Origin of the sequence: Nocardioides dongkuii (assembly GCF_014127485.1) — a bacterium.
GTDB classification, from domain to species: Bacteria; Actinomycetota; Actinomycetes; order Propionibacteriales; family Nocardioidaceae; genus Nocardioides; species Nocardioides dongkuii.
Map to the genome: position 1 here is coordinate 3,559,201 of NZ_CP059903.1, position 22,629 is coordinate 3,581,829.

A 22,629-nucleotide genomic window follows, 5' to 3' on the forward strand; every position below is an offset into this window, starting at 1 on the left:
GTCAGTTCTCCTTGAACGGGAAGCCGAGCTGCTTGAGCAGCGCCCGGCCGTGGTCGTCGTTGGTGGCCGTGGTCACGATCGTGATGTCCATGCCGCGCGACCGGTCGATCTTGTCCTGATCGATCTCGTGGAACATGACCTGCTCGGTCAGACCGAAGGTGTAGTTGCCACGGCCGTCGAACTGGCCCGGGTTCAACCCGCGGAAGTCGCGGATACGGGGCAGCGCGAGCGAGAGCAGGCGGTCCAGGAACTCCCACATCCGGTCGCCGCGCAGCGTGGTGTGCGCGCCGATCGGCATGCCCTCGCGCAGCTTGAACTGCGCGATGGACTTGCGGGCCTTGGTGACCAGCGGCTTCTGGCCGGTGATCGCGGTGAGGTCCTTGACCGCGCCGTCGATCAGCTTGGAGTCGCGGGCCGCCTCGCCGACGCCCATGTTGACCACGATCTTCACCAGACCGGGGACCTGCATGACGTTGGGGATCTCGAACTCGGAGCGCAGCGCGGGGAGGATCTCCTCGCGGTAGCGGGTCTTGAGACGAGGGGTGGTGGACGCGGACGCGGTGGTCTGGGTCTCGGTCATCAGATTTCCTTGCCGGTCTTGCGAGAGATGCGGACGCTGCGCGTCGCGGAGTACGTCGAGCCGTCGGGACGGCGCTTGGTGACCTCGTCACGGCGGAAGCCGATCCGGGTCACGCCGTCGCCCTCGACGAGCATGACGTTGGAGACGTGGATGGGGGCCTCGGCGGTGATGATCCCGCCGGTGGTGCCGGCGCGCCCGCCCTGGTTGACGACCTTGGTGTGTCGCTTGACCCGGTTGACGCCCTCGACGATCACCCGCTGCTCCTCACGGAGCACCTGGATGACCTTGCCCTCGGCACCCTTGTCCTTGCCGGCGATCACCTTGACGGTGTCGCCCTTCTTGATGTTCACGACGTTCTTGGTCATCACAGCACCTCCGGGGCCAGCGAGATGATCTTCATGAACTTCTTCTCGCGCAGCTCGCGACCCACGGGGCCGAAGATGCGGGTGCCCCGGGGCTCCCCGTCGTTCTTGAGGATGACGGCGGCGTTCTCGTCGAAGCGGATGTACGAGCCGTCGGCGCGACGGCGCTCCTTGACGGTGCGCACGATCACGGCCTTGACCACGTCACCCTTCTTCACGTTGCCACCGGGGATCGCATCCTTCACGGTGGCGACGATGACGTCGCCGATGCCGGCGTAGCGCCGACCCGAGCCACCGAGAACACGGATGCAAAGGATCTCCTTCGCACCGGTGTTGTCGGCGACCTTGAGTCGCGACTCCTGCTGGATCACTGTCTTCTCCTTGTCACCCGGTTCTCACCTGACGGTGAGCCTGGGGGAACGTGTCTATGGTCGTCCGGCTTCGCCGGGCTGACTTCTCGTTCCGTCGAGCCACGCTGGCTGCGCTCGACGGTTCGACGGGCTACTTGGCCTTCTCGAGGACCTGGACGACGCGCCACCGCTTGGTGGCCGACAGCGGACGGGTCTCCATCAGGAGGACCCGGTCGCCGATGCCGCACTCGTTGGTCTCGTCGTGCGCCTTGAGCTTGCTCGTGCGGCGCAGGACCTTGCCGTAGAGCGCGTGCTTGACGCGGTCCTCGACGGACACGACCACGGTCTTGTCCATCTTGTCGCTGACGACCAGGCCCTCTCGGACCTTCCGCGCGTTGCGCTCGGTGGTCGGGGTCTGCTCGCTCATGCGGCACCATCCTCGTTGCTCTGGTTGTCGCCAGCGTCCGGAGCGGTCCGGATGCCGAGCTCGCGCTCGCGCACCACGGTGTAGATCCGGGCGATGTCCTTCTTGACCGTACGGAGCCGGCCATGGCTCTCCAGCTGGCCGGTGGCCGCCTGGAAGCGGAGGTTGAAGAGCTCCTCCTTGGCCTCGCGCAGCTTGGACTCGAGATCGATGTCGTTCATCTCGTCGAGCTCGTGAGCGGTCGTCATCAGAATTCACCTGCCTCACGGGTGATGAACCGGCACTTCATGGGGAGCTTGTGCATCGCACGGCGCATGGCCTCGCGAGCGGTCACCTCATCCACACCGGAAAGCTCGAACATGACACGGCCGGGCTTGACGTTCGCGATCCACCACTCCGGCGAGCCCTTACCGGAACCCATGCGGGTCTCGGCGGGCTTCTTGGTCAGCGGACGGTCCGGGTAGATGTTGATCCACACCTTGCCGCCACGCTTGATGTGGCGGGTCATCGCGATACGCGCCGACTCGATCTGGCGGTTGGTCACGTAGTGTCCCTCGACCGCCTGGATGCCGAAGTCGCCGAAGGCGAGCTTCGTGCCACCCTTGGCAGCACCGGTCCGCTTGGGGTGGTGCTGCTTGCGGTGCTTGACACGACGGGGCATCAGCATGGCTCAGCCCTCCTGAGTCTCGGCCGGGGTGGCCGCCTGAGCGGTGTCGCCACCGGCAGGCGCCTCGGTCGCGGCAGGGGCGTCGCCACGGTCGGCACGCGCCGGGCGGTCGCCACGGGTGCCACGGGTCGGACGCTCGCCGCCGCGCTGCGGACGGCTGCCGCCACGGCCGGGAACGCCGGCGCGGGCAGCGGCCTGGGCCTGACGCTCGGCACGGGTGCCGGCGACCTCGCCCTTGTAGATCCAGACCTTCACGCCGATCCGGCCGAAGGTCGTCTTGGCCTCGTAGAAGCCGTAGTCGATGTCGGCGCGCAGGGTGTGCAGGGGCACGCGGCCCTCGCGGTAGAACTCGGTGCGCGACATCTCGGCGCCGTTGAGGCGGCCGGAGCACTGGATCCGGATGCCCTTGGCACCGGAGCGCATCGAGGTCTGCATCGCCTTGCGCATCGCACGACGGAACTGCACGCGACCGGCGAGCTGCTCCGCGACGCCCTGGGCGACCAGCTGCGCGTCGACCTCGGGGTTCTTGACCTCGAGGATGTTCAGCTGCACCTGCTTGCCGGTGAGCTTCTCGAGCTCGGTGCGGATGCGGTCGGCCTCGGCGCCGCGGCGACCGATCACGATGCCGGGACGCGCGGTGTGGATGTCGACGCGGACGCGGTCACGCGTCCGCTCGATCTCCACCTTCGAGATGCCGGCCCGCTCCATGCCCTTGGAGAGCAGCTTGCGGATCGCGACGTCCTCGCCGACGTAGGACTTGTACAGCTTGTCGGCGTACCACCGCGACTTGTGGTCGGTGGAGATGCCGAGGCGGAACCCGTTCGGGTTGATCTTCTGGCCCATCAGGCACTCTTTCCGTTCTTGGTCGCCTTCGATGCCTTCACCACGGCGGCCGGCTGGACCACCAGGGTGATGTGGCTCGTGCGCTTGTTGATGCGGGTGGCCCGGCCCTGGGCACGGGGGCGCCAGCGCTTCATCGTCGGGCCCTCGTCGACCTGCGCCACGGAGACCACCAGGTCGCCGGTGTCGAGACCCTCGGTGGTCCCGGCGTTGGCGACGGCGCTCTCGAGCACCTTGTAGACGGTGGCCGCGGCGGCCTGCGGCGCGAACCGCAGGAGCGAGAGGGCGTCGTCCACGGCCATGCCGCGGACCATGTCGACGACGCGACGGGCCTTCATCGGCGTGATCCGCACGAAGCGGGCGGTGGCGAAGGAGCCCGGCTGGTCGCCGAGCAACGACTCACGACGGGCGCTGGTGCGCTGACGCTCAGTGGTGCTCATCGGCGACGTCCCTTCCGGTCTTCCTTCACGTGCCCGCGGTAGGTGCGGGTGGGGGCGAACTCGCCCAGCTTGTGGCCGACCATGGAGTCGGTCACGAACACCGGGACGTGCTTGCGCCCGTCGTGGACAGCGATGGTGTGGCCGATCATGTCCGGCACGATCATCGAGCGGCGCGACCAGGTCTTGATCACGTTGTGGGAGCCCTTGGCGTTCTCGGCGTCCACCTTCTTCTGAAGGTGGTCGTCGACGAAGGGGCCCTTCTTCAGGCTGCGAGGCATTTGTCTATTTCCCTATCAGCGCTTGTTCTTGCCGGACTTGCGACGGCGGATGATCTGGGAGTCGCTGGCCTTGCGCTTGCGCGTACGGCCCTCGGCCTTGCCCCAGGGGGACACCGGGTGACGACCACCCGAGGTCTTGCCCTCGCCACCACCGTGCGGGTGGTCGACCGGGTTCATGACGACACCGCGGACGGTCGGGCGCTTGCCCTTCCAGCGCATCCGGCCGGCCTTGCCCCAGTTGATGTTCGACTGCTCGGCGTTGCCGACCTCGCCGACCGTGGCGCGGCAGCGCACGTCGACGAAGCGCATCTCGCCCGAGGGCAGGCGCAGCGTGGCGCGGCTGCCCTCACGGGCGACCAGCTGGGCGCTGTTGCCGGCGGAGCGGGCGATCTTCGCGCCGCCGCCCGGCCGCAGCTCCACGCAGTGGATCGTGGTGCCGACGGGGATGTTGCGCAGCGGCAGGTTGTTGCCCGGCTTGATGTCGGCGTTGGGACCCGACTCCACCGGCGTGCCCTGCTCGAGGCCCTTCGGCGCGACGATGTAGCGCTTCTCGCCGTCGACGTAGTGCAGCAGCGCAATGCGCGCGGTGCGGTTGGGGTCGTACTCGATGTGAGCGACCTTGGCCGGCACGCCGTCCTTGTCGTAGCGACGGAAGTCGATGATGCGGTAGGCACGCTTGTGCCCGCCGCCCTGGTGCCGGGTGGTGATCCGGCCCTGGTTGTTGCGTCCGCCCTTCTTGGGCAGCGGACGCGTCAGCGACTTCTCCGGCGTGGTCCGGGTGATCTCGACGAAGTCGGCCACCGAGGAGCCACGACGGCCCGGGGTGGTCGGCTTGTACTTGCGGATAGCCATGGTTCAGTTCCTCGCGATCAGGCGCCCGGTCACGAGACCGGACCTCCGAAGATGTCGATGCGGTCGCCCTCGGCCAGGGAGACGATGGCGCGCTTGGTGTCCTTGCGCTTGCCGAGCCCGTTGCGGGTGCGGCGCGTCTTGCCCTGGCGGTTGAGCGTGTTGACCGAGGTGACCTTGACGCCGAAGACCTTCTCGACCGCGATCTTGATCTCGGTCTTGTTGGCGTCGGGACGCACGATGAAGGTGTACTTGTTCGCGTCGAGGAGGCCGTAGCTCTTCTCGGACACGACCGGCGCGATCAGGATGTCGCGGTGGTCCTTGTGCAGGGTGCTCACGCGGAGTCCTCCTTGGTGGTGCCACCGACGAACGCGTCGTACGCGCCCTTGCTGAAGACGATGTCGTCAGCCGAGAGGACGTCGTAGGTGTTGAGCTGGTCGACAGCGACGATGTGCACCTCGTGCGCGTTGCGCAGCGAGAGCCAGGTGACGGAGTCGGTGCGCTCGAGCACGACCAGGAAGTTCGCCCGGTCCGCGACGAGCGCGGTCAGTGCGGCGAGCGCGGCCTTCGTCGAGGGGGCCTCGCTGTTGACGAGCCCGTCGACGACGTGGATGCGGCCGTTGCGCGCCCGGTCCGAGAGGGCACCGCGCAGGGCGGCGGCCTTCATCTTCTTGGGCGTGCGCTGGTCGTAGTTGCGCGGCTGCGGGCCGTGGACGACGCCACCGCCGGCGAACTGCGGCGCACGGGTCGAGCCCTGGCGGGCGCGGCCGGTGCCCTTCTGCTTGTAGGGCTTGCGACCACCGCCGCGGACCTCGGCCCGCGTCTTGGTGGAGTGCGTGCCCTGGCGGGCGGCGGCCTGCTGCGCCACGACGACCTGGTGGATCAACGGGACGTTGACCTCCACGTCGAAGATCTCGGCGGGCAGGTCGACGTTCACGGCCTCCACGCGGGAGTTCTGCGTAGCCATGCTCAGACCTCCTGGGTCTTCTTGGCGGCCGAGCGCAGGACCACGAGGCCACCCTTGGGGCCGGGGACGGCACCCTTCAGGAGGATCAGGCCCTTCTCGACGTCGACGGCGTGCACGGTGACGTTCTGGGTGGTGACGGTGTCGTTACCCATCCGGCCGGCCATCCGCATGCCCTTGAAGACGCGGCCCGGCGTGGCGCAGGCGCCGATCGAGCCGGGCTTGCGGTGGTTGCGGTGGGCACCGTGGGAGGCGGAGACGCCGTGGAAGCCGTGACGCTTCATGACACCGGCGAAGCCCTTGCCCTTGCTGGTGCCGGTGACGTCGATCTCCTCGCCCGCGGCGAAGGTGTCGACGGCGAGCTCCTGGCCCACGGTGTACTCGGTCGCGGCGGTCGTGCGGATCTCCACGAGGTGGCGGCGCGGGGTGGTGCCGGCCTTGTCGAAGTGACCGGCCTGGGGCTTGGTCACCTTCCGACCCTCGATCTCGCCGAAGCCGACCTGGATGGCGTTGTAGCCGTCGGACTCGGGCGTGCGGACCTGCGTCACGACGTTGGTCGAGGCGGCGATCACGGTCACGGGGACGATGCGGTTGTTCTCGTCCCAGAGCTGGGTCATGCCGAGCTTGGTGCCCAGCAGGCCCTTCGCGTTACGTTCGAAAGTCATGTCCTCAGACCTCAGAGCTTGATCTCGATGTCGACGCCGGCAGGCAGGTCGAGCCGCATCAGCGAGTCGACCGTCTTCGGCGTGGGGTCGATGATGTCGATGAGGCGCTTGTGGGTGCGCATCTCGAAGTGCTCGCGGGAGTCCTTGTACTTGTGGGGCGAGCGGATCACGACGTAGACGTTCTTCTCGGTCGGCAGCGGCACCGGGCCGGCGACCTTCGCACCCGTGCGGGTGACGGTGTCCACGATCTTGCGCGCCGAGGTGTCGATCACCTCGTGGTCATAGGCCTTGAGCCTGATGCGGATCTTCTGTCCCGCCATAGGTCTCGTCCGTCCTTCTTCTCATCTGCCGCGTGCGTGTCCGGGACGTCCTCCGGCTGAGTAGGTCCCGCCCTGCTGCTCGCCACCCTGCTGGCCGACCCCCGCGGTCGGGCGTGTCGCGGCCTCTGGACGCGACACAGGACCGGGATCCTGCTGCAGTGTTGATGGCTCCCGACGGTTTCGTCGAGATGATCGGGTCTCCCCTCCGCATCTCTGCGAAGGACGGTGCGGACGCACACCTGTCACCGAAAGCTTCCCCGCAATGGGAGAGGAGACGCGATTCAGGAGTCAAGATGTGCGCAGCCCGGCGACCCGCCGGAGCAACCGGACTATCTTGGCAGATCTCCCAGGCAGGGCCAAATCCAGCGGCCCCCACTCCCCCGAGGTGCTCATGATCATCGACGTCCCCGACGGGTCGGACCCCATCCTGCACGTGTGGGGGTCGATGGTGCCCGGCATCGGGCCCGCGGCCGCCGCCTTCTCGCAGAGCGTCTACGAGCACGGCACGCTCGGGCTGCGGGAGTTCGAGGCCGCCCGGCTCCGGGTCGCCCAGCTCAACGGGTGCGTGTTCTGCCAGGACTGGCGCACCGAGCGCGACGGCGTCCGCGTCGAGGAGGGCTTCGAGGAGGCCGTGAGCGGCTGGCGGACGGCCCGCGACCTCGACGACCGGGCCCGGCTGGCGGCGGAGTACGCCGAGCGGTTCACCCTCGACCACCACGGCCTCGACGACGCGTTCTGGACTCGGATGAAGGCCCGCTACACCGACCGCGAGATCGTCGAGCTGTCGATGTGCCTGGGGTCCTGGATCGCCTTCGGCCGGCTCAACCGGGTGCTCGGCCTGGACGAGGCGTGCGTGCTCCCGAGCCACCTCTCGCGGCGGTGAGGCCCCGCCCCGGGGTCACTTGGTGAGCGCCAGGGACCCGTCCGGGTCGGTGTAGAGCTCCTGGCAGCCGCGCCGGTCCACCCGGCACTCCCAGAGGACGGCAGAGCCGTCCGGGCGGCGCTCGCGCCCGACGGCGGTGTCCTCGGAGGTCCAGGTGAGGCCGTCGAGGTGGTCGGGGCCGCTCATCGGCTCGCGCTCCCCGCTCACCGGGTCCAGGAGGTACACCCCGCCGTCCGTGACCCCGACGTACCGCAGGCCGTCGGGGGTGAGCCGTCCCGCCCACTCCCCCGGCTGCCGGCCGGTACGCCGCCCGGTCCGGGTGTCGAGGAACCGCAGCCCCTCCGTGGTCGCGAGGGCCAGCGCCGTCCCGGCGAGGTCACCGTCGAGGACGCCGCCGCCCGCGCCGAGGCGACGGGTCAGGCCGGGGCCCCGCAGGGTCAGGCCGTCGGCGTCGGACTCCACCCAGGTGGTGTCGCGCACGAGGTACAGGTCCGCGTCGGACTGCCGGTCCCACGGAACCCAGGCAGCAGCGCCCCCGGCCCAGGTGCGCACGGACCCGCCGCGCTCCTGGACGGTCAACGTGCCGGTGCCGGCGTCGTACCAGGAGCGGTCGACGACGCCCGGCAGGAGCCGTCGCACCTCGCCCACCGCACCCCGGTCGGTGACCGGGACGCCGAACAGGCCGCCTCGGGGATCGAGGAACGCCAGCGTGCCGTCGAGCACCCCGAGGACGGTGCGCGCCGGGTGCTGGGTGCGCTCGTAGCCGCCGGAGCCACCCACGACGAGCCGGCCGTCGAGGACGAAGCCCGTGACCGCCGCGGGCTCCGCGACGGGGCCGGCGGCCGGTGCGGTGGCCCGGGGCGGTGCGTCCCGGACGAGACCGACCACGCCGACGGCGGCGACGGCTGCGGCCGCGGCGCCGGAGAGGGCCACCGCCGACCGGAAGGACGCCCGCCGGCGGCGCTCGGCCCGAGCGCGGGCGCGCACCGCCAGGTGGTCGGGGGGCGGGGGCGCGACGGCGTCGCGGACTGCGGACAGGGTCTCGCGGATCTCGGTGGTGCTCATCGCAGCTCCAGCTCGTGGTCGGGCAGCGCGGCACGCAGCCGCTTGAGGGCATGGTGGGTCTGGCTCTTGACCGACCCGGTCGAGCAGCCGAGCTCCGCGGCCGTCGCCTCGACCGTGAGGTCCTCGACGTACCGGAGCACGAGGGTGGCCCGCATCCGCGGGGGCAGCAGGCGGATCTGGTCCCACAGGTCGAGGTGGTCCGCACGGAGGTCGAGACCGCCGCCGTGGCCGGCCTCCGGGAGCACCTCGGTCGGCACCTCCCTCCGTCGGCGGGGCCACGCCCGCGTCATCTGGCGGACCATCGCCTGGCGCACGTAGGCGTCCGCGGCCCGCTTGTCGCGGATCGAGCCCCACCGCACGCAGGTGCGGGCGAGGGCGTCCTGGAGCAGGTCCTCGGCCTGGTGCCGGTCGCCGGTCAGCAGGTACGCCGTCCGGTAGAGCGGCCCCCACCGAGCGGCCATGAAGTCCTCGAAGCCCGCCTCGGTCATCGTTGCCTCCTGGTGGTCACGGAGGGAGAAGAGCCCTCGGGAGCCCGCGAGGTTGAGAGGGTCGCCGGACCGGCTCAGGCCGGCGCGGGGCCCTCGCCGACGGCGCGGTAGCACAGGTCGGTGATCTCCCGCCCGGCCTCGAGCCCCTTGCGCTCGAAGCGGGTCACCGGTCGCTCGGCCCACCGCTCGACCACGCCACCCTCCAGGCCGGGCTCGGCGTCGAGGACCTCGCGCATCTGGTCGGCGTAGCCGGCCCAGTCGGTGGCGAGCCGCCAGGCACCGCCGGGCACCAGCCGGGACGCGACGAGGCGGGCGAACGCCGCGTCGACGAGCCGGCGCTTGTGGTGCCGGGTCTTGTGCCACGGGTCGGGGAAGAACGTCCAGATCTCGCTGATGCTGTGCGGCGCGAAGAGGTGCTCGAGGGACCACACCGCGTCCACGCCGCAGAGCCGCACGTTGTCGGCGCCGGCCTCGGCCAGCTTCCAGAGGGTGTCGGCGATGCCGGGGCGCCACACCTCGAACGCCACCACGTCGTACGCCGGGCGGGCCGCGGCGAGCGGGGCGGTCGCCTCCCCCACGCCCGACCCGATCTCCACGATCATCGGCGCCTCGCGGCCGAACCAGTGCCGCCAGGAGAAGTCGGGGTCGTCCACCGCGGCGTCCGGGACCACCCACTTCTCCTGGTGCGCGGCCCAGGCGGCGGCCTGGTTGGGCGTGAACCTCGAGCTGCGCCGCGAGTAGCTCAGCACCTCGCGGACCCGGCGTCCGTCCTCCATGAGCCGGTGGTGCGGGCGGGCGGGGCGGACACGCTCGTCGGACATGCCGACCATCCTCCCCCACCCGGCTCCCCCGGCCACGATCGCCCAGCCCCGCCGAGTCGGCGCGAGCTGACCGCCGAGCCGGCGCGAGTTGACCGCCGAGCCGGCGTGAAATGCGAGGAGCCCCCGGTGCCTGTCGGCTCCGGGGGCTCCTCGGTGGTGCTGGGTGGTGCGGTGGATCAGTCGATCACTTGGTGATCTTGGTGACCCGGCCGGCGCCGACGGTGCGGCCGCCCTCGCGGATCGCGAAGCGCAGACCCTCGTCCATCGCGATGGGCTGGATGAGCTCGACCGACATCTCGGTGTTGTCACCCGGCATGACCATCTCGGTGCCCTCGGGCAGCGTGACGACGCCCGTCACGTCCGTGGTCCGGAAGTAGAACTGCGGACGGTAGTTGTTGAAGAACGGCGTGTGGCGGCCGCCCTCCTCCTTCGAGAGGATGTAGACCGAGGCCTCGAAGTTGGTGTGCGGGGTGGTCGTGCCCGGCTTGATGACGACCATGCCGCGCTCGATGTCCTCGCGCTTGGTGCCACGGAGGAGCAGACCGACGTTCTCGCCCGCCTGGCCCTCGTCGAGCAGCTTGCGGAACATCTCGACACCGGTGACGGTCGACTTCTGCGACTTCTCGCGGATGCCGATGATCTCGACCTCCTCGTTCACCTTGACGATGCCGCGCTCGATGCGACCGGTGATGACGGTGCCGCGACCGGTGATCGTGAAGACGTCCTCGACGGGCATGAGGAACGGCTTGTCGGTCTCACGCTCGGGGGTCGGGATGGCCTCGTCGACAGCGTTCATCAGCTCGAGGATCGAGTCGCCCCACTTGGCGTCGCCCTGCAGCGCCGGGAAGGCGGCCACGCGGACGACCGGGATGTCGTCGCCGTCGAACTCGTACTCGGAGAGGAGCTCGCGCACCTCCATCTCGACGAGCTCGATGAGCTCCTCGTCGTCGACCATGTCGCACTTGTTCAGGGCGACGACCAGGGCGGGGACGCCGACCTGGCGGGCGAGCAGCACGTGCTCACGCGTCTGGGGCATCGGACCGTCGGTGGCCGCCACGACCAGGATCGCGCCGTCCATCTGCGCCGCACCGGTGATCATGTTCTTGATGTAGTCGGCGTGACCGGGGCAGTCGACGTGCGCGTAGTGCCGCGACTCGGTCTGGTACTCGACGTGCGCGATCGAGATCGTGATGCCGCGCTGACGCTCCTCGGGAGCCTTGTCGATCTCATCGAACGCCGACGCGGCGTTGAGGTCCGGGTACTTGTCGTGCAGCACCTTGGTGATCGCCGCGGTGAGCGTCGTCTTCCCATGGTCGATGTGACCGATGGTGCCGATGTTGACGTGCGGCTTGGTCCGCTCGAACTTCGCCTTAGCCACTGGGGGCTCCTCCTGGTTGGTGTGTTGCTGACTCGTACTGACTGGGTGGTGCCGAGGGTCCGTGCTGGTAGGCCCGGGTGGGCTACTCGCCGCGAACCTTCTTGATGATCTCGTCGGCGATGTTCGTGGGAACCTCGGCGTACGAGTCGAACTCCATCGAGTACGACGCCTGCCCGGAGGTCTTGGACCTCAGGTCGCCAACGTACCCGAACATCTCGGACAGCGGCACGAGGGCGTTCACGACGATGTCGCCGTGCCGCTCCTCCTGCGCGCGGATCTGGCCGCGACGGCTGTTGATGTCGCCGATGACGGTGCCGAGGAACGACTCGGGAGTCGTCACCTCCACCGCGAACATCGGCTCCAGCAGCACCGGCTTGGCCATGCGTGCGGCCTCCTTGAAGGCCTGGTTGCCGGCGATCTTGAACGCCAGCTCGGAGGAGTCGACGTCGTGGTAGGCGCCGTCCTCGAGGCTGAACTTCACGTCGACCATCGGGTAGCCGGCGAGCACGCCGAACTCCATGGCCTCCTGGCCGCCCTGGTCGACCGAGGGGATGTACTCCTTCGGCACGCGGCCACCGGAGACGTTGTTGACGAACTCATAGCCCGCGCCGGTGCCGGTCTCGGGGTCGATGTTCGGCCCGAGGTTGACGACGACCTTCGCGAACTGGCCCGACCCACCGGTCTGCTTCTTGTGGGTGTAGCTGTGCTTGACGACCTCCTTGCGGAGGGTCTCGCGGTAGGCCACCTGCGGCTTGCCGACGGTGGCCTCGACGCGGAACTCGCGCTTCATCCGGTCGACCAGGATCTCCAGGTGGAGCTCGCCCATGCCGGCGATGATGGTCTGCCCGGTCTCCTCGTCGGCCTTGACCGTGAAGGTCGGGTCCTCGTCGGAGAGCCGCTGGATCGCGGTGCCGAGCTTCTCCTGGTCGCTCTTCGTCTTGGGCTCGATCGCGACCTCGATCACCGGGGCCGGGAACGTCATCGACTCGAGGATGACCTGGTGCTGGGGGTCGCACAGGGTGTGGCCGGTCTTGGTGTCCTTCAGACCCATGACCGCCACGATCTGGCCGGCGCCGACCGACGCGATCTCCTCACGCTTGTTCGCGTGCATCTGGTAGACCTTGCCGATTCGCTCCTTGCGGCCGTTGACCGAGTTGACCACGGTCGAGCCGGCCTCGAGCTTGCCCGAGTAGACCCGGACGTAGATCAGCTTGCCCAGGTGCGGGTCGGAGGCGATCTTGTACGCCAGGCCGGCGAACGGCTCGTCGTCGGAGGGCTTGCGGATGACCTCGACGGTCTCGTCCTTGACCGAGTGGCCGACGATGCCCTCGATGTCGAGGGGCGACGGGAGGTACTTGACGACCGCGTCGAGCAGCGGCTGCACGCCCTTGTTCTTGAACGCGGTGCCACACAGGACGGGGTTGACCTTGTCGGCGAGCGTGGCGCGACGGATCGCGGCCTCGATCTCCTCGACGGTGAACTCGCCCTCGTCGAGGAACTTCTCCATGATCTCGTCGTCGGCGTCGGAGAGCGTCTCGAGCAGCTTCTCGCGGTACTCCGCGGCCTGCTCGGCCAGCTCGGCCGGGATCTCCTCGACGGTGTAGTCCTCACCCATCGTGGTCTCGCCACGCCAGGTCAGGGCACGCATGCCGACCAAGTCGACGACGCCGAGGAAGTCGGACTCCGCGCCGATCGGCAGCTGCAGCACGAGCGGGGTGGAGTTGAGGCGGTCGATCATCATGTCGACGCAGCGGAAGAAGTCCGCGCCGGTGCGGTCGAGCTTGTTGACGAAGCACATGCGGGGGACGGAGTACTTGTTGGCCTGCCGCCACACGGTCATGGTCTGCGGCTCGACGCCCGCGACACCGTCGAACACCGCGACCGCGCCGTCGAGCACCCGCAGGGAGCGCTCGACCTCGGCCGTGAAGTCCACGTGGCCGGGCGTGTCGATGATGTTGATCTGGTGCTGCTTCCACCAGCAGGTCGTCGCGGCGGACGTGATGGTGATGCCGCGCTCCTGCTCCTGCTCCATCCAGTCCATCGTGGCCGCGCCCTCGTGGACCTCACCGATCTTGTAGGTGATGCCGGTGTAAAAGAGGATGCGCTCGGTGGTGGTGGTCTTGCCGGCGTCGATGTGCGCCATGATGCCGATGTTGCGGACCTTGTTGAGGTCCGTGGTGATGTCGACAGCCACTGTCTGTTACGTCCCTTGGGGGTCGGAGGTAGAACGCTGGGGGCGGGAGCCGGTACCCGGCTCCCGCCGTACTCACCAGCGGTAGTGCGCGAAGGCCTTGTTGGACTCGGCCATCTTGTGCGTGTCCTCACGCTTCTTCACTGCGGCACCGAGGCCGTTGGAAGCGTCGAGGATCTCGTTCATCAGCCGCTCGTGCATGGTCTTCTCACGGCGGTCCGCGGCGTAGCCGACGAGCCAGCGCAGCGCGAGCGTGGTGCCGCGCGTGCCCTTGACCTCGATCGGGACCTGGTAGGTCGCACCGCCGACGCGGCGGGACTTGACCTCGATGGCCGGCTTCACGTTGTCCATCGCACGCTTCAGCGTGACGACGGGGTCGGTGCCGGTCTTCTCGCGGCAGCCCTCGAGCGCGGTGTAGACGATGCGCTGCGCGACCTGCTTCTTGCCGTCCTGGAGGACCTTGGACACGAGCTGGGAGACCAGCTGCGACCCGTAGACGGGGTCGATGTCGATAGGCCGCTTCGGTGCGGGACCCTTGCGCGGCATATCAGCTCTTCTCCTTCTTCGCGCCGTAACGGCTGCGGGCCTGCTTGCGGTTCTTCACGCCCTGGGTGTCGAGCGTGCCGCGGATGATCTTGTAGCGGACACCGGGGAGGTCCTTCACCCGGCCGCCGCGGACGAGCACGATGGAGTGCTCCTGGAGGTTGTGGCCGACACCCGGGATGTACGCCGTGACCTCGACGCCGCTGCTCAGGCGCACGCGGGCGACCTTGCGGAGGGCGGAGTTCGGCTTCTTCGGGGTGGTCGTGTAGACGCGGGTGCAGACACCGCGCCGCTGGGGCGATCCCTTGAGGGCAGGCGTCTTGTTCTTCGACACCTTGTCCTGACGGCCCTTGCGGACCAGCTGGTTGATCGTGGGCACCTGGTGGTTCCCCTTCGTCTGGGTCTCAGTGCGGGGCACGGTGCCTCGCACGATCGTTCTGCTGCGGTGTCCGGGTGGTGCTAACCAACCGGCGTTGCTCACCCCCGAGGTCGGGCGTGTCGCCCGATCAACGGCCACCACGGTGGTGCTGTGGTGTCGGTTTCCGTGCCGGAGAACCGCGGTCCTGTCCCGCTGACTACTTCCGAGCACGCGCAACGGCCTGGTTGTCCCAGACACGAGGAAAGAGGCTACCGGCACCCCCAGCGGGGGTCAAAACGGGCGAACGGGCGCCGGGACGGAGCAGGTACAGCGCGGTGGCGATCCCCACGCCGATCAGCGTCATCGCGCCGCCGCCGAGCAGCGTCCAGCGAGCGCCGAACGTCTCCCCCACCCAGCCGACCACGGGGGCGCCGAGCGGGGTGCCGCCCATGAAGATCATCAGGTAGAGCGCCATCACCCGGCCCCGCAGGGCGGGTGCGGTCGAGACCTGCATCAGGGTGTTGGCGGCGGTGATCATCGTCAGCGCGGTGAGGCCGAGCACCGGCATCCACACCGCGAAGGTGAGGTACGTCGGGAGCAGGCCCGCGACCACCTCGGACAGCCCGAAGGCGATCGCGGCGACCACGACGAGCCGCAGCCGGATCCGGGTGCGCCGGGCGGCGAGCAGCGCGCCGGTCAGCGAGCCGACCGCCATGAACGTGCCGAGCAGGCCGTACTCGGTGGCGCCCTTGCCGAACACGTCGGTGGCCATCAGCGCGGAGGTCATCTGGAAGTTCAGGCCGAAGGTGCCGACCACGAAGACGATCGCGAGCACCAGCATCAGGTCGGGCCGGCTGCGGACGTACCGCAGGCCCTCCCGCGCCATCCCCGGCGTCCGTCCTGCGGGCGTCACGGTGCTCAGCGTCTCGGGGTTCATCCTGCGCAGCGCCAGGATCGGCGCGAGGTAGGTGACGGCGTTGATCATGATCACCCAGCCGGTGGCCGTCGCTCCCCCACCGAGCGCGGCGATCAGCACGCCGGCGACCGCGGGGCCGACCACGCGCGCGGCGTTGAAGGAGGCGGAGTTGAGGCCGACGGCGTTGGTCAGGTCGTCGTCCGAGACGATCTCGCTGACGAACGACTGCCGGGCCGGGGCGTCGAAGGCGGTGCCGATGCCGAAGACGAGCGCCAGCACGTAGACGTGCCAGACCTCGGCGACGCCGGTGACGGCGAGCAGGCCGAGGAGGAACGCCGGGACCGCCATCATCACCTGGGTCACCTGCAGCAGGCTGCGCTTGGGGACCCGGTCGGCGACGACGCCGGCCAGCGGCGAGAGCAGCAGCGCCGGCAGGAACTGCAGGCCGGTGGTGATGCCGACCGCGGTGCCGCCGTTGACGGCCAGCTGCAGGACCAGCCAGTCCTGCGCGACGCGCTGCATCCAGGTGCCGGTGTTCGACACCACGGCCCCGGCGGCGTACCGGCGGTAGTTCGGGTTGTGCAGGGAGCGGAACGTGGGGCTCACGAAGCGGGTCAGTCCTCCTGGGCGAGTCGTTCGAGGATCGGTGCGGCGCGACGCAGCAGGTCGCGGTCCGCCGGGGTCAGGTCGCGGAGCCGGCGGGCCAGCCACTCGTCGCGGCGGCGCCGGTCGGCGAGGAGCGTCTCGCGGCCCCGGTCGGAGAGGGCGACGAGCACCTGGCGGCCGTCGGTCTCGTGGGGCCGACGGGCGACGTGCCCGCCGTCCTCGAGCCAGTTGACGGTGCGGGTCATGCTCGGCGCCTTCACGCGCTCGCGGGTCGCGAGCTCGCCGATGGTGAGCTCGCCGTGCCGGTGCAGGGCGCCGAGGACCGCCATCGCGTTCATGCTCAACTCGTTGTCGGGGTGCCGCTCGGCCACCAGCCTCCGGCGCAGGCGCATGACGGAGAGCCGGAGCTCGGAGGCGAGTCCGGCGTCGGTGCGGGTGACCTTCTCCAGCGTAGGCATGTACCGAGCATAACTCGTTACCCGTGCTAAGTATTCCGCCGAAGAACGCCCGTGCGCCGACGGGCGCACGGGCGTTCCGGGTGTCGGGCGGGACGGGTCAGGTGAGCAGGTCGGTGATCGGGTCGATGCCGAAGTAGACGAGGAACAGAGCGGCCACCACCCACATCAGCGGGTGGACCTTGCGGGCCTTGCCGACGACGACGGCGATCAGGACGTAGGCGAGGAAGCCGGCGCCGATGCCCGCGCTGATCGAGTAGGCGAACGGCATCAGCACGATGGTCAGGAACGCCGGGATCGCGATCTCGATGTCGGACCAGGAGATCTCCGTGACCTGCTGCATCATCAGGAAGCCGACCAGCACGAGCGCCGGGACCGCGGCCTCCGAGGGGATCGCGCGGACCACCGGGGTGAAGAACGTCGCGAGCAGGAACAGCAGCCCGGTCACGATCGAGGCCAGGCCGGTGCGGGCGCCCTCGCCGACGCCGGAGGCGGACTCGATGTAGGAGGTGTTGGACGAGACGCCGCCCGCGCCACCGGCGATCGCGGCGACCGAGTCGATGACCAGGATCCGCTGGGTGTTCGGCGGGACGCCGTTCTCGTCGTTGAGGCCGGCCTCGGCACCGATGGCGGTCATCGTGCCCATGGTGTCGAAGAAGTCGGCGAGCATCAGCGAGAAGACCAGCAGCAGGGCGGCCACGACGCCGATCGAGGAGAAGGCGCCGAAGAGCGAGAACTCCCCCAGGGTGCCGAAGTCGGGGACGTCGACGACGCCGTCGAGCGAGGGCACGGTCAGCCACCAGCCGCCCGGGTTGTCCTCGCGGGCGCCGAGGTCGAGGGCCGCCTCGAGGAGCACCGCCACGACGGTGGCCACGACGATGGAGATGAGGATGGCGCCCTTGACCCGGCGTACCCACAGCGCGATGAGCAGCAGCAGGCCGCCGGTGAAGACCAGGATCGGCCAGCCGGAGAGCTGGCCGCCGGAGCCGAGCTGCACGGGCACGGTGGTCGAGGCGGCGTCGGGGATGCGGGTCACGAAGCCGGCGTCGACGAAGCCGATCAGCGCGATGAACAGGCCGATGCCGACCGAGATCGCGACCTTGAGCTGGGTCGGGACGGCGTGGAAGACCGCGGTGCGGAACCCGGTGAGCACCAGCACCAGGATCGCGATGCCCTCCAGCACCACCAGGCCCATGGCGTCGGCCCAGGTGGACTGCGTGGCGATGGCCACGGCGACGAACGCGTTGAGCCCCAGCCCGGTGGCCAGCGCGAGCGGGAAGTTGGCGACCGCACCCATGAGGATCGTCAGCACGCCCGCGACCAGGGCGGTGCCGGCGGCGATGGCCGGCAGGTTGGGCCCGTCGGCGCCGCCCGCGAGGAAGTTGCCCTCCGAGTCGGGCACGTAGCCGAGGATGAGCGGGTTCAGCACGATGATGTAGGACATCGTGAGGAACGTGACGAGACCGCCCCGCACCTCCTGCCCGATCGTGGAACCCCGGTCGCTGATGCGGAAGTAGGAGTCGATGGTCACGGGGCGTGAGCCTCTCATGAGGGGGTCGGCGGCGGAGTACGGTGTCCAGCGTGGAGTTCCGCGACGAGCAGCCGACGCAGCACGAGCTCGGCAGTCGCCTCTACATGGTCGCTGATGTCGAGCCGCTCGACGTCGACGGCGTCCGGACGGTGCAGGTCGGGGCGGCGATCTGGGCGGTGGCGTTCGTCGCGCTGCTGCCCTTCTACGGCAGGCTCGCCGATGCCGGCCGCACCTGGTGGCTGTGGACCTGCCTGGCCGGCTTCGGCCTCGGGCTGTTCGGCTACGAGTACTGCCGCCGCCGTCGGGCGGCCCGGGTCGGGCTCGAGGAGCAGGGCCCGGCGGAGCAGGCCTAGAAGCGCTCGAGCTCGTCGGTGCTGAGGGTGTCGACGACCGGCTCGGGCAGCGGCTGCGGCTCGTGCTTCTTGGCCAGCCGCACCTCGGAGTGCGCGCCGCACCCGTGGTCGTAGGAGACCACCCGGCCGTCGTCGTTGGCGTCGCCGTTGCCGCAGACGCCGAAGAGCTCCGAGAGCGGGCCGTTGAGCCGCACCAGGAACCCGCAGGTCCAGCAGTGGTCGGGGGCCGCCTGGGCCACCGGCGAGGAGGGGCCGCCGTCGCCGTCGTACCACCGCTCGGCGGCGAGGTCGCGGCCCTCGGGCGAAAGCGTGCGGACCCGGCCGAGGCCGAGGTCCTGGGCGACCATGCGGACCTGCGCCTTGTCGTCCTGGTCGAGCGGGTCGTCGCCGAAGGAGTACGTCGGGACCAGGCGCGGGTCGTCGTCGTCGACGGGCAGCAGGTCGCCCGGGGAGAGGTCGCCGGGCTGGATCCGCTCGCGGTAGGGCACCCACTCGGGGGCGACGATCGCGTCCTCGCCCGGCACCAGCACGACCTCGTCGACCGTGACGTACTTCTGCCGGGGGGCCCGCGCGACGGTCACCGACCAGCGCCACCCGACGTACCCGGGGCGCGTGCAGGCGAAGAGGTGGGTCACGACCCGCTCCCCCTCGACCTGGTGGCCGAGGTAGTCACCGATGTCGCTCGGCTCGGCGCCCAGCGCCAGGGCTTCCCGGGCCAGGTCGACCGCCGCCACGGCAGCGGCGTCGGGCTTGGCGCGCAGCGTCGTCGTCACGTTCCGCATCATGACCCATCCGTCGCCGCGCTGTCAGGTCGGGGGCGGTGCGGGGGCGCGGCAGGGCAGGATGTGCCCATGTCGTCGCACGGGACCGATCGGACCGACCGGGCCCGCACCGTCGGCCGCGGGCTGGGCACCGGCGCCCGCGCCGCCGCGCGCGGGGTCGCCGGCGCGGGGCGGGTCACCGGGCGGATGAGCCGCACGATCGGTCGGCAGGCGCGGCGCGCGGCCGGGGCGCAGGGGGCGGAGCAGTCCGGGCTCAACCGGCTGATCTACCTGCACTTCTTCAACACCGCCGGCGACGCGGCCGTGGCGATCTCGCTGGCCGGCAGCCTGTTCTTCCAGGTGCCCTCGGGCGAGGCGCGCGGCCAGGTCGCGCTGTTCCTCGGCCTGACGATGCTGCCGTTCGCGATCGTGGCGCCGCTGATCGGCCCGTTCCTCGACCGGTTCAGCCACGGCCGCCGGTGGGCGATCGGGGCCACCCAGGCGCTGCGCGCCTTCCTGTGCTGGGGGCTGGCGAGCGCGATCAGCGGGGAGTCCTCCCCCTGGCTGTTCGCGGCCGCGCTCGGCGTCCTCGTCTCCTCCAAGGCGTACGGCGTCACGCGCGCCGCCGCCGTGCCGCGCCTGCTGCCGCAGGGCTTCACGCTGGTGAAGGCCAACGGCCGGGTCTCGGTGTCCGGCATGGTCGGCGCCGCGGTCTCCGCGCCGCTCGCGGGCCTGGCCTCCCTCGCCGGGCCGGAGTGGTCGCTGCGCTACGCGTTCCTGCTGTTCGTGGTGGCGACGGTCTGCGCGATCCGGCTGCCCCAGGCCGTGGACTCCTCGGCCGGCGAGGGCACGCTGGTGCTCCGGGAGGACGACTCGCGGCCGACGACCCCCCGCGGCCGGATCCGCACGCCGATCCCGCCGGCGGTGGCGTTCGCGCTGCGCGCCAACTGCGGGCCGCGCTTCCTCTCCGGCTTCCTGCTGATGTTCATGGCCTTCCTGCTCCGCGAGAACCCTCCCGAGAGCGGCCTGAGCGCCGAGGTGCTCATCGGCCTCGTGGTCGGGGCCGCCGGGCTCGGCAACGCCCTGGGCGTGGCCGCGGCCGCGCTGCTCAAGAAGATCAACCCGTCGGTCACCGTGGTGCTGGTGCTGGTTGCCGACGCGGCGGCGGCGCTGCTCGCCGCGTTGTTCTACGGCGTGGTGTTCCTCGCCCTGCTCGGGCTCACCGCCGGCCTGGCGCAGTCGCTCGGCAAGTTCTGCCTCGACGCCACCATCCAGCGCGACGTCCCCGAGCGGGTCCAGGCCAGCGCCTTCGCGCGCAGCGACACCGCGCTCCAGGTGGCGTGGGTGCTCGGCGGGTTCATCGGGATCGCGCTCCCGCTCGACCCCGCGCGCCTCGGCCTGGCGGTCGCGTTCGCGGCCGTGGCCGGGTGGGCGGTGTTCGTGCTCGGCGGCCGGGCGCAGGCGGCCCGCCCCCGGCGTACCCCTGCTGCCTGAGGGCGCCTCAGGCCTCGAGCTCGTCGGCGAGCGCGCGCAGCAGCTTGGCGGTGGGCCCGGCCGACCGCGCGTCGGGGTGCCGGCCGTGGCGGTAGGCCTCGCCGACGTCGTCGAGCAGGCGGATCAGGTCCTCGACGATCGCGACCATCTCCTCGGGCTTCTTGCGGCGCGCCTGCGACTGGCTGCGCGCGACCGAGGCCGGCGCCTCGAGCACCCGCACCTGCAGGGCCTGGTCGCCGCGGCGGCCCTGGGCGATGCCGAACTCGACGCGGGTGCCGGCCTTGAGGGTCGTCGTCCCCTCGGGAAGGGCCTCGGTGCGGACGTAGACGTCGGCGCCGTCGTCTTGCGAGAGGAACCCGAAGCCCTTGTCGGCGTCGAACCACTTCACCTTGCCTGTGGGCACGGCCCTGACCTCTTCCCTCGCCGGCGCGGCCCGGTGCCGCGTCCGACCGCCCAGCCTAGTGGCCGCGCGGGACCCGGCGAGCCGGTTCTGCGTCTGTGGTCAGTCGCGCAGGGCGTCGTTGAGGGAGCCGGACCGGAATCCGCGCGGGTCCACCGCGGCCGCGTCGAAGCCGGCGGAGCGCACCGCGTCCAGGACGGCCGCCTCCAGCTCGGCGGGGAGCGGCAGCAGGGCGGCGTCGACCTCCACCGAGCCCCGGTCGCCGAGGTCGCGGACCCGCAGGTCGCGGAGGGGTACGCCGGCCAGGGCGGCCCGCGCGGCCGTCTCGGCCCGCTCGATCCGGCCGAGCCGGTGCGGGGTCACCTCGATGCCGTAGGCGACGCGCGAGGAGAGGCAGGCCGCGGCCGGCTTGTCCCAGGTCGGCAGCCCCCAGCGGCGGGAGGCCTCGCGGACCTGGGCCTTGGTCAGCCCCGCGTCGCGCAGCGGCGTGATCGCGCCACGCTCGGCCGCGGCCCGGATGCCGGGACGGAAGCCGGCCACCGCGTCGTCGGCGTTGGTGCCGGTGGCGACGTGGGCGAGGCCGCGCTCGGCCGCGAGGGGGGCGAGCACGTCGAGGAGCTCGGCCTTGCAGAAGAAGCAGCGGTCGCCGGCGTTGGCGCGGTAGCCCTCGCGCTCCATCTCGTGGGTGCGGGGCGTGAGCACCTCGACGCCGAGCGACTCGGCGAACGCCCGGGCCGGGTCGCGCTCGGCCTCGGGCAGCGAGTGGGAGTAGCCGGTCGCGGCGACGACCCGGTCCGGCCCGAGCGCCCGGACGGCGGCCGCGAGCAGGAACGCGCTGTCGGCGCCGCCGCTGTAGGCGACCAGCACCGAGCCCCGCGCGCGGAGGTCGGCCTCGAGCGCCGCGAGCCGGGTGGTGAGCAGGTGCTCCTCGAGCCAGGCGGGGAACTCTTCCAGCGAGTCGAGGACGACGTGGGTGCCGGCGGCGACCAGCTCCTCGCGGGTGCAGCCGCCGGTCAGCACCGACACGCTCAGCACGCCCCCGGCGAGCGCCCCCTCGACGTCGTGGACGTGGTCCCCGACGTACACCGACGCGCCCTCGCGGACCAGCACGTCGGCCTTCCCGACGCCCCACACCCAGCCCTCGAGGTGGTCCACGTCGAACCCGACGTGGTCGAGGTGCAGGCGAGCGTTCTCGGGGAACTTGCCGGTGACCACGACGACCCGGCCGCCATGGCGGCGGACCGCCGCGATCGCGTCGTGCGCGCCGGCGAGCGCCGGCACCGGGGCGACCGCGTGGTCGGGGTAGAGGGTGCGGAACCGGTCGCCGGCTGCGGGGATCGCGTCGGCGGCGAGGTACGGCGCGAGCAGCTGCTCGAGGGGCGGGCCGAGCCGCGCCGTCATCTCCTCGACCGGGAAGTCGACCCCGAGCTCGGAGCCGAGCGCCCGCAGCACGGAGCCGAAGCCGGGCACCGTGTCGATCAGCGTCATGTCGAGGTCGAAACCGACCACCAGCGGGGGTGGGTCGGTGGCCTCGGGCATGGCTGCAGGCTAGTCGGGGCGGGGTCGTCGGTTGGCAGGCTGGGCCGTCCCTGCCACTCTGGGGGTTTCTGGGACGGCTGGCGACGCGAGGGGCGACGGGGAATCGTG

At 70.7% G+C, this 22,629-nt stretch carries 30 protein-coding genes; 3 read left to right on the forward strand and 27 right to left on the reverse strand.

The features are described 5' to 3' along the window. Position 1 precedes the first annotated feature (1 nt). The 14 genes from rplE to rpsJ form a co-directional block, all read right to left on the reverse strand. The gene (rplE, locus tag H4O22_RS17180) at positions 2–580 is read right to left on the reverse strand and encodes a 50S ribosomal protein L5 (RefSeq protein WP_182524551.1); all 579 of its coding nucleotides are present in this window, start codon (positions 578–580) and stop codon (positions 2–4) included. Next, positions 580–945 (reverse strand): 50S ribosomal protein L24, encoded by a 366-nt coding sequence (gene rplX / locus H4O22_RS17185; RefSeq protein ID WP_220451198.1) that lies wholly within the window; start codon positions 943–945, stop codon positions 580–582. The genes rplE and rplX overlap by 1 nt, the downstream gene beginning before the upstream one ends. Beyond that, positions 945–1,313, reverse strand: a complete 369-nt coding sequence (rplN, locus tag H4O22_RS17190) for a 50S ribosomal protein L14 (protein ID WP_090849740.1) — start codon at positions 1,311–1,313, stop codon at positions 945–947. Before rplN ends, rplX begins: the two co-directional genes overlap by 1 nt. A gap of 130 nt (positions 1,314–1,443) precedes the next feature. Beyond that, positions 1,444–1,719, reverse strand: a complete 276-nt coding sequence (gene rpsQ, locus H4O22_RS17195) for a 30S ribosomal protein S17 (RefSeq protein ID WP_182524552.1) — start codon at positions 1,717–1,719, stop codon at positions 1,444–1,446. Then, complete coding sequence (gene rpmC / locus H4O22_RS17200; protein ID WP_182524553.1) at positions 1,716–1,964, reverse strand: 50S ribosomal protein L29; 249 nt, start codon at positions 1,962–1,964, stop codon at positions 1,716–1,718. The genes rpsQ and rpmC overlap by 4 nt, the downstream gene beginning before the upstream one ends. Continuing rightward, positions 1,964–2,383, reverse strand: a complete 420-nt coding sequence (rplP, locus tag H4O22_RS17205; RefSeq protein ID WP_182524554.1) for a 50S ribosomal protein L16 — start codon at positions 2,381–2,383, stop codon at positions 1,964–1,966. Before rplP ends, rpmC begins: the two co-directional genes overlap by 1 nt. A gap of 3 nt (positions 2,384–2,386) precedes the next feature. Further along, entirely contained in the window at positions 2,387–3,226 is an 840-nt protein-coding gene (gene rpsC / locus H4O22_RS17210; RefSeq protein WP_182524555.1) for a 30S ribosomal protein S3, read from the reverse strand. Further along, a complete protein-coding gene (gene rplV, locus H4O22_RS17215) occupies positions 3,226–3,663 on the reverse strand; it encodes a 50S ribosomal protein L22 (protein ID WP_182524556.1) in 438 nt (145 codons plus the stop codon). The genes rpsC and rplV overlap by 1 nt, the downstream gene beginning before the upstream one ends. Continuing rightward, positions 3,660–3,941 carry a 30S ribosomal protein S19 gene (rpsS, locus tag H4O22_RS17220; protein WP_011757330.1) on the reverse strand — a complete coding sequence of 94 codons (282 nt, stop codon included), beginning with the start codon at positions 3,939–3,941 and terminating at the stop codon, positions 3,660–3,662. The genes rplV and rpsS overlap by 4 nt, the downstream gene beginning before the upstream one ends. Before the next feature lie 15 nt (positions 3,942–3,956). After that, positions 3,957–4,793, reverse strand: a complete 837-nt coding sequence (gene rplB / locus H4O22_RS17225; RefSeq protein ID WP_182524557.1) for a 50S ribosomal protein L2 — start codon at positions 4,791–4,793, stop codon at positions 3,957–3,959. Between the two features lie 29 nt (positions 4,794–4,822). Further along, entirely contained in the window at positions 4,823–5,128 is a 306-nt protein-coding gene (rplW, locus tag H4O22_RS17230; RefSeq protein ID WP_182524558.1) for a 50S ribosomal protein L23, read from the reverse strand. Next, positions 5,125–5,757 carry a 50S ribosomal protein L4 gene (gene rplD, locus H4O22_RS17235; protein WP_182524559.1) on the reverse strand — a complete coding sequence of 211 codons (633 nt, stop codon included), beginning with the start codon at positions 5,755–5,757 and terminating at the stop codon, positions 5,125–5,127. Before rplD ends, rplW begins: the two co-directional genes overlap by 4 nt. 2 nt (positions 5,758–5,759) lie before the next feature. Further along, the gene (gene rplC, locus H4O22_RS17240; protein WP_182524560.1) at positions 5,760–6,419 is read right to left on the reverse strand and encodes a 50S ribosomal protein L3; all 660 of its coding nucleotides are present in this window, start codon (positions 6,417–6,419) and stop codon (positions 5,760–5,762) included. Between the two features lie 11 nt (positions 6,420–6,430). Continuing rightward, positions 6,431–6,739 carry a 30S ribosomal protein S10 gene (gene rpsJ / locus H4O22_RS17245; protein WP_182524561.1) on the reverse strand — a complete coding sequence of 103 codons (309 nt, stop codon included), beginning with the start codon at positions 6,737–6,739 and terminating at the stop codon, positions 6,431–6,433. Between the two features lie 391 nt (positions 6,740–7,130). On the opposite strand from rpsJ, the gene H4O22_RS17250 reads away from it, so the two are divergent. After that, on the forward strand, positions 7,131–7,622 hold the full coding sequence (locus tag H4O22_RS17250; protein WP_182524562.1) for a carboxymuconolactone decarboxylase family protein: 492 nt from the start codon (positions 7,131–7,133) through the stop codon (positions 7,620–7,622). Positions 7,623–7,637: 15 nt separating this feature from the next. Here the strand turns inward: H4O22_RS17250 and H4O22_RS17255 are convergent, their stop codons facing one another. The 10 genes from H4O22_RS17255 to H4O22_RS17300 form a co-directional block, all read right to left on the reverse strand. After that, positions 7,638–8,687: a hypothetical protein gene (locus H4O22_RS17255; RefSeq protein ID WP_182524563.1), complete on the reverse strand. Its 1,050-nt coding sequence runs from the start codon at positions 8,685–8,687 to the stop codon at positions 7,638–7,640. Next, a complete protein-coding gene (locus H4O22_RS17260; RefSeq protein WP_182524564.1) occupies positions 8,684–9,175 on the reverse strand; it encodes a SigE family RNA polymerase sigma factor in 492 nt (163 codons plus the stop codon). The genes H4O22_RS17255 and H4O22_RS17260 overlap by 4 nt, the downstream gene beginning before the upstream one ends. Positions 9,176–9,249: 74 nt before the next feature. Beyond that, entirely contained in the window at positions 9,250–9,996 is a 747-nt protein-coding gene (trmB, locus tag H4O22_RS17265) for a tRNA (guanosine(46)-N7)-methyltransferase TrmB (RefSeq protein ID WP_319804136.1), read from the reverse strand. A gap of 184 nt (positions 9,997–10,180) precedes the next feature. Then, complete coding sequence (gene tuf / locus H4O22_RS17270) at positions 10,181–11,374, reverse strand: elongation factor Tu (RefSeq protein ID WP_182524566.1); 1,194 nt, start codon at positions 11,372–11,374, stop codon at positions 10,181–10,183. An 82-nt stretch (positions 11,375–11,456) separates the two neighbouring features. After that, positions 11,457–13,568, reverse strand: coding sequence for an elongation factor G (gene fusA, locus H4O22_RS17275; protein WP_182524567.1), 2,112 nt, complete (start codon positions 13,566–13,568; stop codon positions 11,457–11,459). Between the two features lie 72 nt (positions 13,569–13,640). Next, positions 13,641–14,111 carry a 30S ribosomal protein S7 gene (rpsG, locus tag H4O22_RS17280; protein WP_182524568.1) on the reverse strand — a complete coding sequence of 157 codons (471 nt, stop codon included), beginning with the start codon at positions 14,109–14,111 and terminating at the stop codon, positions 13,641–13,643. Position 14,112: 1 nt separating this feature from the next. Beyond that, a complete protein-coding gene (gene rpsL / locus H4O22_RS17285) occupies positions 14,113–14,487 on the reverse strand; it encodes a 30S ribosomal protein S12 (RefSeq protein ID WP_028636428.1) in 375 nt (124 codons plus the stop codon). Positions 14,488–14,683: 196 nt separating this feature from the next. Then, positions 14,684–15,988, reverse strand: a complete 1,305-nt coding sequence (locus tag H4O22_RS17290; protein ID WP_182524569.1) for an MFS transporter — start codon at positions 15,986–15,988, stop codon at positions 14,684–14,686. Between the two features lie 8 nt (positions 15,989–15,996). Continuing rightward, on the reverse strand, positions 15,997–16,446 hold the full coding sequence (locus H4O22_RS17295; protein WP_182524570.1) for a MarR family transcriptional regulator: 450 nt from the start codon (positions 16,444–16,446) through the stop codon (positions 15,997–15,999). Positions 16,447–16,543: 97 nt separating this feature from the next. After that, entirely contained in the window at positions 16,544–17,992 is a 1,449-nt protein-coding gene (locus tag H4O22_RS17300) for an NCS2 family permease (protein ID WP_182524571.1), read from the reverse strand. Between the two features lie 32 nt (positions 17,993–18,024). Here H4O22_RS17300 and H4O22_RS17305 point away from each other — a divergent pair, with 32 nt between their 5' ends. After that, entirely contained in the window at positions 18,025–18,327 is a 303-nt protein-coding gene (locus tag H4O22_RS17305) for a DUF2530 domain-containing protein (protein ID WP_244963006.1), read from the forward strand. On the opposite strand, the gene H4O22_RS17310 is transcribed toward H4O22_RS17305, so the two are convergent. Next, positions 18,324–19,109, reverse strand: coding sequence for a DUF3027 domain-containing protein (locus H4O22_RS17310; RefSeq protein ID WP_227465980.1), 786 nt, complete (start codon positions 19,107–19,109; stop codon positions 18,324–18,326). The genes H4O22_RS17305 and H4O22_RS17310 overlap by 4 nt on opposite strands. Before the next feature lie 69 nt (positions 19,110–19,178). On the opposite strand from H4O22_RS17310, the gene H4O22_RS17315 reads away from it, so the two are divergent. Next, on the forward strand, positions 19,179–20,582 hold the full coding sequence (locus H4O22_RS17315) for an MFS transporter (protein ID WP_220451199.1): 1,404 nt from the start codon (positions 19,179–19,181) through the stop codon (positions 20,580–20,582). Between the two features lie 7 nt (positions 20,583–20,589). On the opposite strand, the gene H4O22_RS17320 is transcribed toward H4O22_RS17315, so the two are convergent. Continuing rightward, on the reverse strand, positions 20,590–20,985 hold the full coding sequence (locus H4O22_RS17320; protein ID WP_182524573.1) for a cold-shock protein: 396 nt from the start codon (positions 20,983–20,985) through the stop codon (positions 20,590–20,592). A 99-nt stretch (positions 20,986–21,084) separates the two neighbouring features. Then, positions 21,085–22,521: an ATP-dependent sacrificial sulfur transferase LarE gene (gene larE, locus H4O22_RS17325; protein ID WP_220451200.1), complete on the reverse strand. Its 1,437-nt coding sequence runs from the start codon at positions 22,519–22,521 to the stop codon at positions 21,085–21,087. Positions 22,522–22,629: the final 108 nt, after the last annotated feature.